This window comes from Streptomyces echinatus (assembly GCF_014203595.1).
GTDB classification, from domain to species: domain Bacteria; phylum Actinomycetota; class Actinomycetes; order Streptomycetales; family Streptomycetaceae; genus Streptomyces; species Streptomyces echinatus.
Genome location: NZ_JACHJK010000007.1, coordinates 14,123 through 32,247 on the forward strand (window position 1 = coordinate 14,123; position 18,125 = coordinate 32,247).

Below are 18,125 nucleotides of genomic sequence, written 5' to 3' on the forward strand. Positions count from 1 at the left end.
GCCGTTCCGGGCGGCCCGGTCAGCCCCTGAGAAGCTCCCGCAGCTCCGCCAGCACCACCTGCTCGTCCGTGCCGTCCAGCGCCGCCCGGGCCGCGCGCCAGGCCTCGTACGCCTCCGCCCGCCGACCCTGCTCGCGCAAGAGAAACCCGTGCTGGTGCAGGGCCAGTCCGCCCGTGTAGCGGTCGGCGCGGGCGTCGGCCCGGCGCAGCAGCTCGGCGCACTCGCGGGCCGCCCGCGCGTTCTCCCCCAGCCGCCGCAGCGCACGGACCAGGCCGAGCCGGGTCTGGGACTCACCGTGCCAGTCACCGTGCTCGCCGAGGATGCGCAGGCTCTCCTCGAAGTGCCGGGCGGCCGCGTCCGGTTCGCCGAGGGTGAGATGGGCGTAGCCGATGTTGCAGTGTGCCGAGTGGCGCACGATGACCGCGCCGATCCGGTCCCCGATCGCCAGCGAGCGCCGGTGCTGCTCGATGGCGGCGCGCGGGTCGGTGTGCTCGTAGAGGTTGCCGAGGTGGCTGCGGGTGACGGCCTCGCCGTAGGGGTCGTTCAGCAACCGCGAGTAGGCGAGGCTCTGCCGCAGCGCCTCGCCGGACTCCTCGAAGCGCCCGAGCCCCTCCAGCAGCAGCCCGCGGTTGTTCAGACAGCGCCGGATCCGGGAGGCCGTGCCCAGCCGCACCCAGATGTCCAGCGCCTCGTCCGTGAGGGTGAGTGCGTCGTTCTGCCGGCCCGTCAGGAAGTACAGGCCGGCGAGGTCACCGAGCGCGTACGCCTCGGCCGCCAGGTCGCCGAGCCGCCGTGCCGCCCCGAGCGCGGCCTGCCCCAGCACCTCCATCTCGGCGACCCGGCCGCTGCGCTGCACGTAGGGGAAGAGGAGCCGCGCGAGCACCGACAGATGGGCCGCCGTGCGCGGGTCACCGGTGTCCGCGTTCCGCGCCACCAGGGCGACGACGTTCTCCAGCTCGACCTCGCCCCAGGCGAAGGCCTGCTCGGCCGACTCGAAGGACGCCAGGGCGCCGACGTCCTCCGCGTGCCCGGCAGGCTGCGCGAAGGTCGGCCGCCGCCGGTCGTCCTGGTCGAGCCCGGGTTCCACGACCGCCGTCAGCATGCGCTCGGCGACGGCGGCGTACCAGCGGAGGGCGACGAGATCGGCTGCGGTGGGGGTGCCACCGGGGCCGGCGGCACCCTGGGCGCCCGAGCCGCCCGAGCCGCCCGAGGCGCCGGGAGCCTCGATGGCGCCGGAAGACCGAGGCCCGCCGGAAGCCTCGGGGGTGCCGGGAGCCTCGTCGGCGCCGGAACCCGCGGTGCCGGGGGTGGCCGCGATGCCGGGGGTGGCGGCGGCACGCGGGGCAGCGTCCGCCAGTTCGCGGGCGAAGTCCCGGACCAGGTCGTGCGGTGTGTAGCGGCCGTACGCCGTCTCCTCCAGCAGGGCGACGTCGACCAGACGGTCCAGGGCGGCCTCGGCCCGCCGCTCGTCGGTGCCGGTGAGACGGGCGATCAGCGGGGCACCGTACGTCGGCAGGTCGAGCACGCCGATGCGGCACAGCGCGAGGGCCGCGTCCCGGTCGGCCTCGCGCTCGGCGGCGGCGAGCGCGTCGTGGGCGACCGCCAGGGAGCGGCGGACGCTCAGGTCGTCGTACTCCAGGTGACGCAACCGTCCCCCCGTGGCGGCCAGCTGGCCGGCCAGCACGTCCGGGGTGAGCGCACGGCGGGCGGCCAGCCGGGCGGCGACCACACGCAGTGCCAGCGGGAGCCGGCCGGTCAGCTCGACCAGCGCGTGACCGGCGTCCAGCCCCGCGCGTCCGCTCACCGCGCGGAGCAGGGCCGCGCTGTCCTCGCCGGTCAGCGGGGTGAGCGGAAAGCGGCGGGCACCGTCGAGCGCGGTGAGCGGCGAACGGCTGGTGACGATCACCGCGCAGCCCGGCCCGGCCGGCAGCAGGGGCCGTACCTGCGCCGCATGGGCCGCGTCGTCCAGCACCAGCAGAATGCGGGCGGGGGCGAGCAGTGAGCGGAGCAACGCCGAGGCTGCGTCCGGGTGTTCGGGGATGTTCCGGGGGTCGACGCCGAGGTCGCGCAGCAGCGCGGCGAGCGCCTGCGTGGCGGTGAGCGGGGGCATGCCGGGGGTGGCGCCGTGCAGGTTGACGTAGAGCTGACCGTCGGTGAAACGTTCCCTCAGCTCATGGGCGACGTGCAGGGCCAGGGCGCTCTTGCCGACGCCGGCCATGCCGCTGATCACCACGACGGCGGGGGCCGGGGCGGGCGGCTCGGTCAGCGCCCGGCCCAGCTCGCGGCACACCTCTGCCCGTCCGGTGAAATGGGCGGGCGGGGCCGGCAGCTGGGCAGGGCGCGGGGTCTGCCGCGCCGCCGGAGCGGCGCCGTCCTGCGCGGAGCCGCCGTTCGCGGAGGACGCGAGGACCTCCGGGGCCCCGTGGGCCGTCGACGCCGTGGGAGCCGTGTGAGCCGTGGCGGACGCGGAGGAAGCGAAGCCTTCGGGGTCCGCGGAGTCCGCGGGGGCCCCGGCATCCCCGAGGGTGCCGGTGGGCGACTCGCCTTCCCGCCGCGGCCGTCCCTCCCGGCCGGACTGCCGCGGATCACCGGTCGCCTCGTCCCGCCACCAGCCCCCGCCGCTCCCCCGCAACACCTCGACATGGGCCTCGCGGACCGCGGCGCCGGGTTCGATGCCGAGTTCCTCCAGCAGGCGGGCACGCAGATCCCGGTGGACGGCGAGGGCCTCGGCCTGCCGGCCGGTGCGGTGCAGGGCGAGCATCAGTTGACGGTGGTACGCCTCGCGCAGCGGGTGCTCGGCGATCAGCGCCGCCAGCTCGGGGACCAGGGCGGCCAGGCGGGCGCCGCCGAGGGCGAGTTCGGCGTCGTAGCGCCACTCCAGCAGAAACAGCCGGGCCTGCTCCAGGCGCTGCACGAGGGCGTAGCCGCCGAAGTCGGCGGGGAGACCGCTGAGCGGGGTGCCGCGCCACAGCGCCAGAGCGGCGGCGCACGCCCGCACCACGCCCGGCCAGTCCCGCCGGGCGTGCGCGGCCCGCGCCTCGGTGACCCGGGCGTCGAAGACATGCACATCCAGTTCGCCCTGGTCGACCCGCAGCACGTAGCCGGGCGGTACGGCCCTGAGGCGCTCGGGGTCGTCGAGGAGACGGCGCAACCGGGTGACGTGGTTGTGCAGGGAGGCCTGCGCGGAGACGGGCGGCGCGCCGCCCCACAGCGCGTCCTTCAGCGACTCGACGGACACCACCCGGCCGGACTCCAGCAGCAGCGCGGCGAGCAGGGCGCGGACCTTGGGACTGCCGATGGCCCGGACGCAGTTGTCGGGGGCGTCGCCACCGGCCCGCTCGACGGGCCGGCCGGAAGAGCCGGAGGTCCCGGACGAGGGGTCGTACGAGATCCCGTACGGCGTCCGGTCGTAGAGGACCGGCGGTCCCAGCAGTCCGAAGCGCAGCTCGCACCGCCGCATCACGCCGCTCCACAGCCTTCCCGCGCGGCCGGGGCCGACCGCACTCCGTGGCGGGCGCGCGCCCGCCGCCGTCTGGCGGAATCCCGCCGTGTCCACAACGGTTTCCCGCCACCTTCTGCCTGTCGGTCCGGCACCGGAATCCGGTACTCCGACGGGCCGTTGCCGTTACGGCCGGACGACTTCCAGCCATCCGGTTCGCGGCTCACCGACGAACCGTTGGCCACATGTTAGCGATCCGTTGGCGAATCCTGATGTGATCATTGCATCGGATCCGGCCCGACGGCGCGCGCGTATGTCGCGTAACTCGGGGGAGTGTCGCCGCAGGCTGGGTCCGGGGACGACAAGGGCCCCGGTCGGCGGAGGTGAACGACCGGGGCCCCGTCCCGCCTTTCCGGCTTCCGGCCGCTCGCCCCGCGCCCCTGATCGCGGTCGGACCCGTTCCTCCCTCAGGTCGCGTCACAGGCCTCTATCCCGCAGATCGCCCCCCATACCGCCGAGGCTTCCCCCTCGGACCGCCGGGGCTTCCCCCTCAGACCGCCGGGGCTTCCCCCTCGGATCATGGGCTTCCCGCTCAGATCACCGGCGGACGCCCCAGCCGGGTCAGCCGCCACACCGTCCGCCAGCGCATCGGCCGCCGCTCCCCGGCCGGTTCCCGCAGGCCCTCGGCGAAACCGCCGAACCATGCCTTGAGCCCGGCCGGGGAGCGGGTCCGGGCGAGGGTGAGGAGCGTCCACACCCCGAGGTGCACCGGAACGAGCGGCAGGGGCAGCCGGCGCCGGACGAGCCAGACCCGGTTGCGGGCGTTGACCCGGTAGTAGATGGCGTGCCGGGCCGGTGAGGTCCAGGGGTGCTGGAGGAGCAGCTCGGGGGCGTACAGGATCTTCCAGCCGGCGTCGACGGCCCGCCAGGCGAGGTCGGTCTCCTCGTGCGCGAAGAAGAACTCGGCCGGCCAGTCCCCGGTCTCGGCCAGCATCGCCATCCGGAAGGCGTGCCCGCCACCGAGGAACCCGGTGACGTAACCGCCGCGCATCGGGTCGGACTTGCCCACCCGGGGCACGTGCCGCTGCTGGGTCCGGCCCTGCTCGTCGGCGATGCGGAAGCCGACGACGCCGAGGCGCGGGTCGGCGGCGTACAGGTCACGCACCCGGCGCAGCACGTCCGGGTCGACGAGCAGCCCGTCGTCGTCCAGCTCCACGACGACGTCCACGTCCCCGAAGTCCCTCAGCCGGGAGAGGGCCACGTTCCGGCCACCGGGACAGCCGAGGTTCTCCTCGACGTCGATGGCCGTGACCTCGCCGGGCAGGGAGAGCCGGCGGGCGAACTCGGGCAGCCGGCAGCCGTTGCCGACGATCACGATGCGGGCGGGGGCGATGTCCTGCTTGGCCACGGACTGGAGCAGGGCGTCGACCTCCGCGGGCCGGTTGCCCATCGTCACCACGGCGACGGCGATCCTCGGCTCCACCACGTCCCTCACCTCATCCGGCCGACGGCGACAGCGCTGCCCGACCGCGCGCTGCCCGCCGTTCACCAAGATGTTGCCTCAGAGCCCCCGGTTCACCTGACGCCGATTCACTTTGCCGCGTCTTTGATCCGGTTTTATGACCACGTTTGCCGGCTCCCACCCCTTGGATTCGTTGAAGGGGCAACCAGCCCGGGGCCAAGATGCGTCGGATCAGCCGTCCCCACACGATGGGAAAGGGGCCGACCTGCCCGGACAGCTGGGAGAAGACAGTGAATGCTGAACGACTCCCGCCGTCGTGGCTCTTTCCCCAGGCCCACGCCGCCCACGTGCCGAGAACCATGGGAAGCGAACCGTTCCTTCGGATGGTCGACGGCGTCCAGACGGTCTGCGAGTGCGGATTCCTGCGCGGGATCGTCGAAGGCACCACCGCCCCCGTGCTCATCCTGGACCGCCATCTGCGGCACCTCTACGTCAATCCGGCCTGGTCCCGGGTCACCGGGGTCCCGGCCTCCGCGTTCCTCGGCAGGACGCTCGCGGAGGTGCTGCCCGACGTGCAGACGTCCGAAGACGTGCTGATCGAGGTGCTCGCCGACGGCCGGCCCCGGGAGGTCACCCTGTCCGGCACCACACGCGTCCCCTCACCCGTGGGACGACGGCTCTGGCGCGCCGTCTTCCACCGGCTGGAGACGCAGGGCCAGGTGGTCGGCGTGTGCGGGATGGCCGTCGAGGTCAGCAACCTGCGCCAGTACCTGGACGACCTGGAGAACGCCCACCAGCGGCTCGCCCTCCTGGACGCCGCGGCCACCCGGGTCGGCACGACCCTCGACGTGGAGGCCACCTGCGCCGAACTGGCGGACTTCCTCGCACCCTCCCTCGCCGACATCGCCGCGGTCGGAATCGTGGAGAAGGAGTTCTTCGGCGTACCCCCGCCGCCGCCCGGAATGCTGCGCCTGCGCAAGATGAGCCTGACGGTGCCGCCGGAACTGCAACGGCACCTGAGCGAGCTCGGCGGGCCGAGGCCCTACATCGATCTCCCGCGCGGCTCGGCGCCCCGCCGCTGCATCGACAGCGGACGGCCCTGGCTGGGCAACCTGGCCTCCGACGAGCTGTTCGAGAAGGTCATCGCCGATCCCGACCGGCTGCGGATCTACCGGGCGGCCGGGGTTCACTCGGTGCTCATCGTCCCGCTGCCCACGGCCGGCCGCAGCGTCGGCGTGGTCATCCTCATGCGGATGGGAGCGTCCCCCTCCTTCAGCAACGACGACATCCTGACCGCGCAGGGCGTCGCCGCGCGGGCGGCCGTCTCCATCGACAGCGCCCACCGGTACAGCCACGAGCACACGATGACCCTGGAGCTCCAGCGCGCCCTGCTGTCCGAGCCCGACCGCCCGCACCCCACGGTCGAGGTGGCCACCCGCTATCTGCCGTCCGGCCGCAGCGCCCTCGTCGGCGGCGACTGGTACGACTCCATCGCGCTCCCCGACTGCCGCACCCTGCTGGTCATGGGCGACGTGATGGGGCACGGCTTCCAGGCCGCCGTGGCCATGAGCCAGTACCGTTCCGTCCTGCGCACCGTCGCCGCGTCCGGGCTGGCCGTGGACGCCATGCTCTCCGAGGCGGACCGCAGAGCGGCACGCATCGGCCTCGACCGCGTCGCCACCTGCCTGCTCGTCCTGCTGGACCCCGCGGCCGGGACCTGTACGGCGGCCACGGCCGGGCATCTGCCACCCCTCGTCATCCGCCCCAACGGCAGCACCGGCCTGATGCGCCTCCCGGCCGGCCCCCCGATCGGCACGGAACTCGGCGAGTACGAGATGACAACGTTCGCATTCGAACCGGGCTCCGTGCTGCTGCTCTACACAGACGGTCTCGTGGAGCAGCGGGGCGTGGACATCGACGACTCGGTGCGCGCCCTCACCGAGATGGGACTGTCCGCCGACGACTGTCTGGAGGACCTGCTGGACACCCTGCTGACCCAGCTGACCAGCGGCTTGTGCGAGGACGACATAGCCCTCCTCGCAGCCCGCCTCCGCCCCACCATCGCCCACCACCCCGAGAGCCTGCCGGAACCGGACGACCGCTGACGACACGCCTCGGGCTCCCTCAGCGGCTCCATGCCCACCGAACGACGAAAGACCAGCCAGGACATCCCTGACTGGTCTTTCCGATGGAGCCGCTTTCGGGATTCGAACCCGAGACCTACGCATTACGAGTGCGTTGCTCTGGCCATCTGAGCTAAAGCGGCGTGCTGCCAGCACCATGGTGCGATCAGCAACGTCGGTAAGTCTACACAGTTTCCGAGAGTGCTTCGTACCCACCCCGGAGCGGGCGGCCCCGGGGTGGGCGGCAGGGCTATGAGCAGCGCTTTCCGGCGGCCGGCGGGGTGCCCCGGAGGAGGTAGGCGTCGATCGCCGCGTCGATGCAGGAGCTTCCCCGGCCGTACGCCGTGTGGCCGTCGCCGTCGTAGGTCAGCAGGCGGGCCGAGGAGAGCTGGCCGGCCAGGGACCGGGCCCAGCGGTACGGCGTCGCCGGGTCGCGGACCGTACCGACCACCACGATCGGCGCCGCTCCCCTCGCCTCGATGCGGCGCGGCTCGCCCGTGGCCCGCACCGGCCAGTACGCGCAGTTCAGCGAGGCCCAGGCCAGACCCGGCCCGAAGACCGGGGACGCCTTCCCGAACGCGGGCAGGGCCTTCTCGACCTGTTCGGGACCGTTGAAGGCCGGCGGCAGGTCCAGGCAGTTCACGGCGGCGTTGGCCATCATCAGGTTGCTGTAGTGGCCGCTCGCGTCCCGCTCGTAGTAGAGGTCGGAGAGGGACAGCAGACCGGACCCGTCATGCTCCTTCATCGCCGAGGTCAGCGCCTCGCGCAGCCGCCCCCAGGACCCCTCGTCGTACATCGACGCGATCACCCCGTTGGTGGCCAGCGCCTCCCCGAGCTTGCGGCCCTCCGGCTCGCCCGCCGGGATGGGGTGGGCGTCCAACTGGCGGAAGAACGCCCTCAGGTGATCACCGACCTGCGCGGGCGTCGTGCCCTTTCCGCCGAGCGGGCAGTCGGTGTGCCGTACGCAGTCCTTCGCGAACGCCGCGAACGCCGTCTCGAAGCCCGCCGTCTGGTCCTGGTTCAACGTGCGGGAGTCCAGGGACGGGTCCATCGCGCCGTCCAGCACCATCCGGCCGACCCGCCCGGGGAACAGACCGGCGTACGTCGCCCCGAGCAGCGTGCCGTACGACGCCCCGACGTAGTTCAGCCTCCGGTCCCCCAGCACCGCCCGGAGGATGTCCATGTCCCGCGCCGCCTCCACGGTGGACACGTGCCGCAGCAGCCGCGCCGAGTGGGTTCCGCAGCTCTCCGCGAACGTCTGCTGCGCCGTGACCACCGCGTTGCGTTCCCGCTGGTCGTCGGGCGTCAGGTCGGTCTCCGTGTACGTGTCCATCTGCCGGCCGTTGAGGCATTGGACGGGCTCGCTGCGGGCGACGCCCCGGGGATCCATCGCCACCATGTCGTAGCGGGCGCGGACCTCTGCCGGATAGCCGAGGCCCGCGTAGTCCTGGAGGTACCCGATGGCCGAACCGCCCGGGCCTCCCGGGTTGACCAGCAGCGAGCCGATCGGCCTGCTCTTGCCGGTGGCCTTCTTGCGGGCGACGGCGAGCCGGATGGTGCCCGCGTCGGGGTTCGCGTAGTCCAGCGGGGCCTTCATCGTCGCGCACTGGAATCCGGGGACACCGCAGTCGCGCCAGCGCAGCCGCTGGTCGTAGTACGACGCCAGGGCCGACGGAGTCGAATGCGGCAGCGCGGCGAGCGCCGCCTCCACCGTCCCGCCGGCCGTGGTGGTCGAGGCCCCGGAGGAGCAGGCGGACACGAGCAGGGCGGTGGCCGTGAGGAGGGTGGCCGTGAATCGGGCCGTCGTCCGGGGGCGGGGCCCCCGGGTCCGGCGGGAGCGGGGGGATGGCCTGGTGTACATCAGGCGAGCGTAACGCTGGGCGACGGATCGGGTGCGCTGCGTGGACATGGGTGCCTCCTACGAGGGACACGGCGCCGTCCCCGAGCCGGGCCGGTCCCGCTGCCCGCACGGGTCGCACGGGGTCAATCGGGTCGCACGAGGCTCAGGCCGTCGCCGGCGCGGCTGTCAGCCCGCCCTCAGTGCCATCGTCATCGCCTCCACGGCGAGCAGCGGAGCCACGTTGCGGTCCAGGGCCTCGCGGCACGCGGAGATCGCCTCGATGCGGCGGAGCGTGGACTCGGGGGCGCCGGCGCGGGCCAGCCGCTCCAGGGCCTCCCCCGCGTCGGCGTTGGCGATCGCCACGCGCGTGCCGAGCTGCAAGGCGAGGACATCGCGGTAGAAAGCAGTGAGGTCACCGAGGGCGACGTCCAGGCTGTCGCGCTGGGTGCGGGTTCTGCGCCGCTTCTGCATGTCCTCCAAGTCCTTGATGACGCCCGCCGTACCGCGCGGCAGCCGGCCGCCCTGGGCCGCGCCGAGCGCCGCCTTCAGCTCCTCGGTCTCCTTGCCGTCCATCTCCTCGGCGAGCTGTCTGGCGTCCTCCGCGGCGGCGTCGACCAGCTCCTGGGCGGCCCTGAGGCAGGCGCCGACCTCGTCCAGCCGCAGCGGCAGCTTCAGGACGGCGGCGCGGCGCTCGCGGGCCGCCGGGTCGGTGGCCAGACGGCGGGCCCGGTCGACATGGCCCTGGGTGGCGCGGGCAGCGGACGCGGCGACCTCGGGCTCGATGCCGTCACGCCTTACGAGCATGTCGGCGACCGCCTCGACGGACGGCGTGCGCAGGGTCAGATGGCGGCAGCGGGAGCGGATCGTCGGCAGGACGTCCTCGACGGAGGGGGCACACAGCAGCCACACGGTGCGCGAGGCGGGCTCCTCCACGGCCTTCAGGACGGCGTTGGCCGACTTCTCGTTCAGCCGCTCGGCGTCCTCGACCAGAATGATCTGCCAGCGGCCGTTCGCCGGGGAGGTGAACGACTTGCGGACCGTGTCGCGCATGTCCTTGACCAGGATCTCGGAGCCGACCGCGGCCACCGTCGTGACATCCGCGTGGGTGCCGAGCAGCGCGGTGTGGCAGCCGTCGCAGAAGCCGCAGCCGGGGACACCGCCGAGGGCCCGGTCCGGGCTCACGCACTGCAGGGCCGCGGCGAAGGCCCGCGCCGCCTGGTTCCGGCCCGCGCCGGGCGGGCCCGTGAACAGCCAGGCGTGGGTCATCTTCGAGGCCGTGGGCGGCGGCTCGTCCGCCGCGGCGGCCGTGACGAGGGCGTCGGCGTCCCGCGCGGCGGCGTCGAGCACCGCGCTCACCTTCTCCTGCCCGACGAGGTCGTCCCACACGGTCATGGGTCACGCCGCCCTTCCGTCGCACTCCGCTTCCCGCCATCCATTGTGCGGGTGGGCACCGACAACGAGGTCCCACCGCCGACGAGGCCCGGCGTCGACGAGGTCCCGGCGTCGACGAGGTCCCGGCGTCGACGAATCTCCGACGCCACCGAGGTCCCGACGACGAGGCCGAGAGATCCGGACCCGGCGACCAGGCCCAGGCCCAGGCGACAACAGGCTCACCGGCGAGGGGGCCGCCCCGCCGGAAAGGCCGTACCCGGAGAAGCCCGTCGGCAAAGGGCGTCACCGGCTGGGGCCGACAAGCAGGCGCCCACTCGCAGGAAACCCCACCGGCAGAGGCACCTGCCGGCAGGAGGCCCACCGGCGGAGGTTCCCGCCGCCAGGAGGCCCACCGGCCCGGACGGGGGCGCCCGCAAGCACCGGGTCCTCGCCGGTGCCCGTGGGCGCCCCCGTCCGGAAGAGCCGTCGGAAGAGCTCGTGCCGGTCAGCCGCGTCGGCCCCGGCCGCGGCCCTTGCGGCCCTGCTGATCCGCGCCGTCACCCTGGTCGCCGTTCTTCGGCTCGTCGTACGAACCCAGCAGTTCGTCGGCCAGCGTCGGCAGGTCGTCCAGCGGGGTCTCCTCGGCCCAGTCGGACCGCGGCCGGCGGCGGGGCGTGCCGTCGGCGTCGAGCTGGGGCATCTCACGGGTGCGCGGCTCGGAGCCGTCGGGGCCCGCGGCGGACCGCTCGTCCCGGAAGAAGCCGGGCGGCACCCGGTCCGCCGGGGCGTCGTCGCGCACCGGCGGCAGCACTGCGGTCTCGTCGGCGGCGCCCGGAGCCACCCGCGGCGCCTCGGCCGTACCGTCGGCGGAGACCGGCGGCAGCACGGTCGTCTCGTCCGCCGCGCCCGGGGGCACCTGCGGCAGCACCGCCGTCTCCTCAGCCGGCCCGGAGGGCACCGGCGGCTGCGGCAGCTCGGTGGTCATCTCGGCGTCCGACTGGCGGCCCCGGGCGTCGTCGGCCCAGCCGCCGCGCTCCTCGCGCACCGGCCGCAGCACCGTCGTCTCGTCCGTGCCCCGCGTGTCCGGCGCGTGCGTGTCCGGCGCGTCCGTGCCCTGCCCGTCCGCGCTGCGCTCCGCCGCACCCGGCTCCCGAGCGTCCGGTGCCTGGGCGTCCGGCGACACCACCGGCGTCGGGACGGTCTCCTCGGCGCCCCGGACCACATCCGGTGAGACGACCGGCGTGGGGACCGTGACGGCGTCGGCAACCACGCCCGGGGCCGTCGGCCGCGGCGCGCTGGGCCTGCGGGCCGCCGCGTCGGCCGCCGCCGCGGCCTCGGCCGCCTGCCGACGGGCCTCCTCGGCGCGCAGCAGCGCCTCCTCGGCCTTGCGCTGCGCCTCCAGACGCCGGGCGTCCTCCTCGGCACGCAGCCGCGCCTGCCGGGCCTCCTCCTCGGCGCGGACCCGGGCCTCTTCCTCGGCCTGCCTGCGGCGCCGCTCCTCCTCGGCCTTGCGGCGTGCCTCCTCCTCGGCGCGCGCCTTCTCCTCGGCGAGCAGCCGCTGCCGCTCCTCCTCCGCGCGCCGGGCCGCTTCCTCGGCCCGCAGCCGGGCCTCCTCCGCCTGCCGTTCGGCCTCGCGCCGCTGCGCCTCCTCCAGCTCGCGCCGCTTGCGCTCCTCCTCCTCGGCGCGCAGCCGGGCGAGCTGCTCCTGGCGCTCGCGCTCCAGGCGCTCCTCCTCGGCCTTGCGGGCGGCCTCTTCCTCGGCCTTGCGGCGGGCCTCCTCCTCGGCCTGCCTGCGCGCCTCCTCCCGGGCCTCGATCTCGGCCTCGGACAGCGGCAGCACTGTGTCCAGCCGGTGCCGGATCACGGTGGTGACGGCCTCGGGCTCCTGGCCCGCGTCCACGATCAGGTAACGCCCGGGGTCGGAAGCGGCCAGTGTGAGGAAACCGGCCCGCACGCGCGCGTGGAACTCCGCCGGCTCCGACTCCAGCCGGTCCGGCGCCTCGGTGAACCGCTCGCGGGCGGTCTCCGGGGAGACGTCCAGCAGGACGGTGAGGTGCGGGACGAGCCCGTTGGTGGCCCAGCGGTTGATGCGGGCGATCTCGGTCGGGGACAGGTCGCGGCCGGCGCCCTGGTAGGCGACGGAGGAGTCGATGTAACGGTCGGAGATCACCACCGCGCCGCGCTCCAGGGCGGGGCGTACGACCGTGTCGACGTGCTCCGCGCGGTCGGCGGCGTACAGCAGCGCCTCCGCGCGGTGCGACAGGCCCGCCGAGGACACGTCCAGCAGGATCGACCGCAGCCGCTTGCCGACCGGGGTGGCCCCCGGCTCGCGGGTGAGCACGACCTCGTGCCCCTTGGCGCGGATCCACTCGGCGAGCGCCTCGGCCTGGGTGGACTTGCCGGCGCCGTCACCGCCCTCCAGGGCGATGAAGAAGCCGTTCGCCGCCGGGACCGTGACCGGGTCGTCGCCGCCGAGCAGCGCGTCCCTGAGGTCTTGGCGCAGCGGCACGCCGGAACGGTCGTCGACCTTGGCGAGCACCAGCGCGGCCACCGGCAGCAGCAGCGCGCCGACCAGCATCAGCGTGAAGGCCGCCCCGCCGTGCGCGAAGACGAACCTGCCGTTCTCCAGCCGGTGCGGGCCGATCAGGGCCGCGACCACTGGCGCGACCAGGACGCCGAGCGCTGTGAAGACGCGGACCACGGCGTGCAGGTGCTCGGTGGTGCGCGCCCGGCGGTATTCCTCGGTCTCCTGGTCGAGCAGGGTGTGCCCGGTGTTGGCGGCCACGCCCGCGGCGGCACCGGCCAGCGTGACGATCAGCAGGACCGTGGTGACGTCCGGGACCAGCCCGGCGGCCAGCAGCGCGATGCCGGTGACGGCGATCGCCAGGGCGAGCAGACGGCGGCGGGACAGCGAGGGCAGCAACGCGGGGGCGGTGCGGATACCGACGGCGACTCCGCCGGTCAGGCCCAGCACCAGCAGGCCGTACAGCACCGGGCCGCCGCCCAGGTCCTTGGCGTGCAGCACGCAGACCGAGACGGCCGCCGCGATCGCCCCGGCGACGCCGGCGCAGGCCGGGATCAGCAGCGGGACGGCTCCCGTGCGGCCCTTGTCGACGCCGGTGCCGGTGCGCGGGCGGCGCAGGCCCTCCAGCGGGGACCGCGGGCGCGGGGTGCGCGTGTCGGGCAGTTCCAGGTACGTCAGCACGGACAGGGAGGCGGCGAACAGGCCCGCCGCCACGTACGACGCGAGGGCCGCCTGGTGCTGGTCGAACCAGGCCACGCCGGTGCCCAGCAGGTTGTTCAGCAGGGAGGCGGTGACCAGGGTGGCGGCGGCCAGCGGGACCGCGAGGAAACCGGTGCGCAGCGCGAGGCGGCGCAGGGCGTCCAGGTGGTCCGGCAGCGGCCGTACGGTGGCGCCCTCCGGTGGCGGGCCCGGCAGCAGGGCCGGGGCGGCGCTCTCCCGGCACACCGTCCACAGCCGCTCGGCGACGCCGGTGACGAAGGCGGTGACCAGCAGGACGGCGAGCGCGTCGTCGGGGATCCAGTCGATCCACAGGGGCGCGACGATCAGCAGCGCGGCGCGCAGGCCGTCGGCACCGACCATGGTCCAGCGGCGGTCGAGCGGGCCCTCCTGCGCGGTGAGCGAGGTCAGCGGGCCGAGGAGGACGGCTCCGAAGAACAGTGTGGCGAGGATGCGGGCGCCGAAGACCGTCGCCACCGCGAACGCCACGCCTCGGTAGCCACCGCCGAAGGCCCCCTCGTCGATTGCCGCCTGGAGGACCAGGACGACCAGCACGAGAAGGGAGAGGGCGTCACCGACACCGCTCACCAGTTGCGCGCTCCACAGGCGCCGCAGCTGCGGGCGGCGCAACAGGGAACGGACGGCGCGCTCGCGGGAGTCCGCGACCAGGGCGTCGTCCGGGGGGGTGGGGTGGGCCGTTGGCTGCTCGGCTCGCGTCATGCGTTCAGCCTATCCGCAGCCGCCGACACCACACCTCGCCCGTCCTGGCATGCGCACGCCCCGGCATCGAAGTGATGCCGGGGCGTGCGCTCTGCGATTCCCAAGGCCGCGACTCCGAAGGCCACGGTCCGAAGGGGCCGACCGTCACGGCCCGAAGGCTCCGGTCCGGAAGGCGCGTCAGTCCTCCGCGCCGGAAGCCGCCGTCTTCGAAGCCGCCTTCTTCGCGGTGGTCTTCTTGGCGGTCGTCTTCTTCGCGGCCGTCGTCTTCTTCGCGGCCGTCTTCTTGGCGGCGGTCTTCTTCGCCGGGGCCGTCTTCTTCGCCGCCGCCTTCTTCGCGGTCTTCTTGGCCGGGCTCTTCGCGCGCTTCTCGGCGAGCAGCTCGAAACCACGCTCAGGAGTGATCGTCTCGACACTGTCACCGGAGCGGAGGGTGGCGTTGGTCTCGCCGTCGGTGACGTACGGGCCGAACCGGCCGTCCTTCACCACGACCGGCTTGCCGGACACCGGGTCCTCGCCCAGCTCCTTCAGCGGCGGCTTGGCGGCGGCCCGGCCACGCTGCTTCGGCTGGGCGTAGATCGCCTGGGCCTCCTCCAGCGTGATCGTGAAGAGCTGGTCCTCGGTCTGCAGCGAGCGCGAGTCCGTGCCCTTCTTCAGGTACGGGCCGTAGCGGCCGTTCTGCGCGGTGATCTCCACGCCCTCGGCGTCCGTGCCGACGACACGCGGCAGCGACATCAGCTTCAGCGCGTCCTCGAGCGTCACCGTGTCGAGCGACATCGTCTTGAAGAGCGAGGCCGTCCGCGGCTTGACCGCGTTCTTGCCGGTCTTGGGGGTGCCGTCGGGGAGCACCTCGGTGACGTACGGGCCGTAGCGGCCGGCCTTGGCCACGATCGGGTGACCCGTCTGCGGGTCGGTGCCCAGCTCGAAGTCGCCGCTGGGCTTGGCCAGCAGTTCCTCGGCCAGCTCGACGGTGAGCTCGTCCGGCGCCAGGTCGTCCGGGATGTCGGCGCGCTGGTGCTGCTCGGTGTCCTTCTCGCCACGCTCGATGTACGGGCCGTAGCGGCCGACGCGGAGCACGATCTCGTTGCCCACCGGGAACGACGACACCTCGCGCGCGTCGATCGCGCCCAGGTCGGTCACCAGTTCCTTGAGGCCGCCGAGGTGGTCCCCGTCGCCGTTGCCGGCCTCGGCCGCGCCGCCCGTCGCCGTGCCCTCGCCGAAGTAGAAGCGCTTCAGCCACGGCACGGCCTTCGCCTCACCGGCCGCGATCCGGTCGAGGTCGTCCTCCATCCTGGCGGTGAAGTCGTAGTCGACGAGCCGCCCGAAGTGCTTCTCCAGGAGGTTCACCACGGCGAAGGACAGGAAGGACGGCACCAGGGCCGTGCCCTTCTTGAAGACGTAGCCGCGGTCGAGGATCGTGCCGATGATCGACGCGTACGTCGACGGGCGGCCGATCTCGCGCTCTTCCAGCTCCTTGACCAGCGAGGCCTCGGTGTAGCGGGCCGGAGGCTTGGTGGCGTGGCCGTCGACCGTGATCTCCTCGGCGGACAGCGCGTCGCCCTCGGCGACCTGGGGCAGCCGGCGCTCGCGGTCGTCCAGCTCGGCGTTCGGGTCGTCGGCACCCTCGACGTAGGCCTTCAGGAAGCCGTGGAAGGTGATCGTCTTGCCGGAGGCGCTGAACTCGACGTCCCGGCCGTCGGCGGCGGCACCGCCGATCCGGACGGTGACGCTGTTGCCGGTCGCGTCCTTCATCTGGGAAGCGACGGTCCGCTTCCAGATCAGCTCGTAGAGCTTGAACTGGTCGCCGGTCAGGCCGGTCTCCGCGGGCGTGCGGAAACGATCACCCGAAGGGCGGATCGCCTCGTGCGCCTCCTGCGCGTTCTTGACCTTCGCGGCGTAGGTGCGCGGCTGCGGCGGCAGGTAGTCGGCGCCGTACAGCTGCGTGACCTGGGCGCGGGCCGCGGCGATCGCGGTGTCGCTCAGCGTCGTGGAGTCCGTACGCATGTACGTGATGTAGCCGTTCTCGTACAGCTTCTGGGCGACCTGCATGGTCGCCTTCGCACCGAAGCCCAGCTTGCGGCTGGCCTCCTGCTGCAGCGTCGTCGTACGGAACGGGGCGTACGGCGAGCGGCGGTACGGCTTGGACTCGACGGACCGCACGGAGAAGCGGGTGTTCTCCAGGGCGGCGGCGAGGGCGCGGGCGTTCGCCTCGTCGAGGTGAAGGGTGTTCGCACCCTTGAGCTGTCCCAGGGAGTCGAAGTCGCGGCCCTGCGCGACCCGCCTGCCGTCGACGGTCTGCAGGCGGGCGACCAGCGACGACGGGTCCGAGGGGTCTCCCGCACGGCCGGTCGCGAAGGTGCCCGTCAGGTCCCAGTACTCGGCGGAACGGAAGGCGATGCGCTCGCGTTCCCGCTCGACGACGAGTCGTGTGGCGACGGACTGCACGCGGCCGGCCGACAGCCGGGGCATGACCTTCTTCCACAGGACCGGCGAGACCTCGTAGCCGTAGAGGCGGTCGAGGATGCGGCGGGTCTCCTGGGCGTCGACCAGCTTCTGGTTGAGCTGGCGCGGGTTGGCGACGGCCTCGCGGATCGCGTCCTTGGTGATCTCGTGGAACACCATGCGCTTGACCGGGATCTTCGGCTTCAGGACCTCCTGGAGGTGCCAGGCGATCGCCTCGCCCTCCCGGTCCTCATCGGTGGCGAGGAAGAGCTCGTCGGAGTCCTTCAGCAGGTCCTTGAGCTTCTTGACCTGTGCCTTCTTGTCCGCGTTGATGACATAGATCGGCTGGAAGTCATGTTCGACGTCCACACCGAGGCGGCGGACCTCGCCGGTGTACTTGTCCGGCACCTCCGCGGCGCCGGTGGGAAGGTCGCGGATGTGCCCGACGCTCGCCTCGACGGTGTAGCCGGGGCCGAGATAGCCCTTGATCGTCTTCGCCTTGGCAGGCGACTCGACGATGACGAGTCGGCGACCGCCCTGGGCGGTCTCGCTGGTCGGGGACAACTTCGCTCTTCTCTCCGGTCGACGCTGGGGCCTCCCCAGGCCTTCGTCCCGGGGTCGCGGCGTGCTGCTGGCTCGTGTGACGCTGCGGAGTGTGACGCTACATCCCGCCCCCGTGTCAAACGGGAAAAGCCCACAACGGCCACTCGAACGGTAACCCGACTACCGGCATTCCTGCCGCCCGGACTGTCCGACCGCTGTCGCACCTCTGTCCGGAGCGTGACGCTCCCCTTACCCTCCGGACACGGTGTCCGCCGGGCTCAGAGCCGGGTCAGGCAGTACACACCGAGGGCCAGCGCGGCCATCCCGGCGACGCTCGCGGCGGTGGCAGATGCGATCCGATTCACACCGGCGGCAACCGGTTCCCGGCGCCTGACGCGCGTCCCGGTCCAGGCCAGCAGACCTGCCCCGAACAGGGCGAACACCACTCCCGCGAAGATCGCCGGTCCGCTCTCCATCGGCCGCCCACCCCTTCCCTGCCGTCGGCTCTGCCCAGCGCCGGGAGGGTGGCACGCGCGGGAGACGCGCGGGCGACATCGGGGTGAACGGAAGGCCGACATGCAATCGAACGCACGCCCGAACGGGTCCGCCCCCGACCCCTCGGCCATATTTTTCCGGCCGTTTTCCGGAAACGGGTCCACACCCGTCTCCTGCGGCATCCTCCCGCGACCCGTGCCCCCGGCATACGACGACGCTCGCGCCGGTCGCAAGACGCCCGCACTCGGACGGAAATGCCCGGGTCCGGTCGGAAGACGCCAGAGCCGAGGCCGGAAGGTGATCGCGCCGAAGCCGGAAGACGCCCGCGTCAGGGTCGGCAGATGATCACGTCCCCTTCCCCAGCCACATCCGCAGCCGCAGCACATCCGCCTCCACTTCCGCGTCCTCAGTCACGTCCGCCCCGCGGAGGATCGCGCACGCATCCGCAGATC

General features: G+C 73.4%; 8 protein-coding genes and 1 tRNA gene. 1 reads left to right on the forward strand and 8 read right to left on the reverse strand.

The genetic code is table 11. The features are described from left to right. Window positions 1-19 precede the first annotated feature (19 nt). The gene (locus FHS34_RS19970) at window positions 20-3,460 is read right to left on the reverse strand and encodes an AfsR/SARP family transcriptional regulator (RefSeq protein WP_184967284.1); all 3,441 of its coding nucleotides are present in this window, start codon (window positions 3,458-3,460) and stop codon (window positions 20-22) included. A gap of 571 nt (window positions 3,461-4,031) precedes the next feature. Further along, a complete protein-coding gene (locus FHS34_RS19975) occupies window positions 4,032-4,925 on the reverse strand; it encodes a glycosyltransferase family 2 protein (RefSeq protein WP_184967286.1) in 894 nt (297 codons plus the stop codon). 359 nt (window positions 4,926-5,284) lie between these two features. On the opposite strand from FHS34_RS19975, the gene FHS34_RS19980 reads away from it, so the two are divergent. After that, window positions 5,285-7,006, forward strand: coding sequence for a SpoIIE family protein phosphatase (locus FHS34_RS19980; protein ID WP_184967288.1), 1,722 nt, complete (start codon window positions 5,285-5,287; stop codon window positions 7,004-7,006). 84 nt (window positions 7,007-7,090) lie between these two features. Here the strand turns inward: FHS34_RS19980 and FHS34_RS19985 are convergent. The 6 genes from FHS34_RS19985 to FHS34_RS20010 form a co-directional block, all read right to left on the reverse strand. Then, window positions 7,091-7,167 (reverse strand) — tRNA-Thr (locus FHS34_RS19985). A 107-nt stretch (window positions 7,168-7,274) separates the two neighbouring features. Then, window positions 7,275-8,885 (reverse strand): alpha/beta hydrolase, encoded by a 1,611-nt coding sequence (locus FHS34_RS19990; protein WP_184967290.1) that lies wholly within the window; start codon window positions 8,883-8,885, stop codon window positions 7,275-7,277. 165 nt (window positions 8,886-9,050) lie between these two features. Beyond that, window positions 9,051-10,256 (reverse strand): DNA polymerase III subunit delta', encoded by a 1,206-nt coding sequence (locus tag FHS34_RS19995; RefSeq protein ID WP_184967292.1) that lies wholly within the window; start codon window positions 10,254-10,256, stop codon window positions 9,051-9,053. Window positions 10,257-10,740: 484 nt separating this feature from the next. Beyond that, window positions 10,741-14,196 carry a dTMP kinase gene (gene tmk / locus FHS34_RS20000; protein WP_184967294.1) on the reverse strand — a complete coding sequence of 1,152 codons (3,456 nt, stop codon included), beginning with the start codon at window positions 14,194-14,196 and terminating at the stop codon, window positions 10,741-10,743. Between the two features lie 177 nt (window positions 14,197-14,373). Next, on the reverse strand, window positions 14,374-17,199 hold the full coding sequence (gene topA, locus FHS34_RS20005) for a type I DNA topoisomerase (RefSeq protein WP_184967296.1): 2,826 nt from the start codon (window positions 17,197-17,199) through the stop codon (window positions 14,374-14,376). Window positions 17,200-17,456: 257 nt separating this feature from the next. Continuing rightward, complete coding sequence (locus FHS34_RS20010) at window positions 17,457-17,654, reverse strand: hypothetical protein (protein ID WP_184967298.1); 198 nt, start codon at window positions 17,652-17,654, stop codon at window positions 17,457-17,459. Window positions 17,655-18,125 lie beyond the last annotated feature (471 nt).

Bases quoted from the DNA above. Each gene is read 5' to 3' on its own strand.
- FHS34_RS19970 (WP_184967284.1), bottom strand. From the start codon at position 3,460: ATGCGGCGGTGCGAGCTGCGCTTCGGACTGCTGGGACCGCCGGTCCTC.
- FHS34_RS19980 (WP_184967288.1), top strand. From the start codon at position 5,285: ATGGTCGACGGCGTCCAGACGGTCTGCGAGTGCGGATTCCTGCGCGGG.
- FHS34_RS19990 (WP_184967290.1), bottom strand. From the start codon at position 8,885: ATGTACACCAGGCCATCCCCCCGCTCCCGCCGGACCCGGGGGCCCCGC.
- FHS34_RS19995 (WP_184967292.1), bottom strand. From the start codon at position 10,256: ATGACCGTGTGGGACGACCTCGTCGGGCAGGAGAAGGTGAGCGCGGTG.
- tmk (WP_184967294.1), bottom strand. From the start codon at position 14,196: ATGACGCGAGCCGAGCAGCCAACGGCCCACCCCACCCCCCCGGACGAC.
- FHS34_RS20010 (WP_184967298.1), bottom strand. From the start codon at position 17,654: ATGGAGAGCGGACCGGCGATCTTCGCGGGAGTGGTGTTCGCCCTGTTC.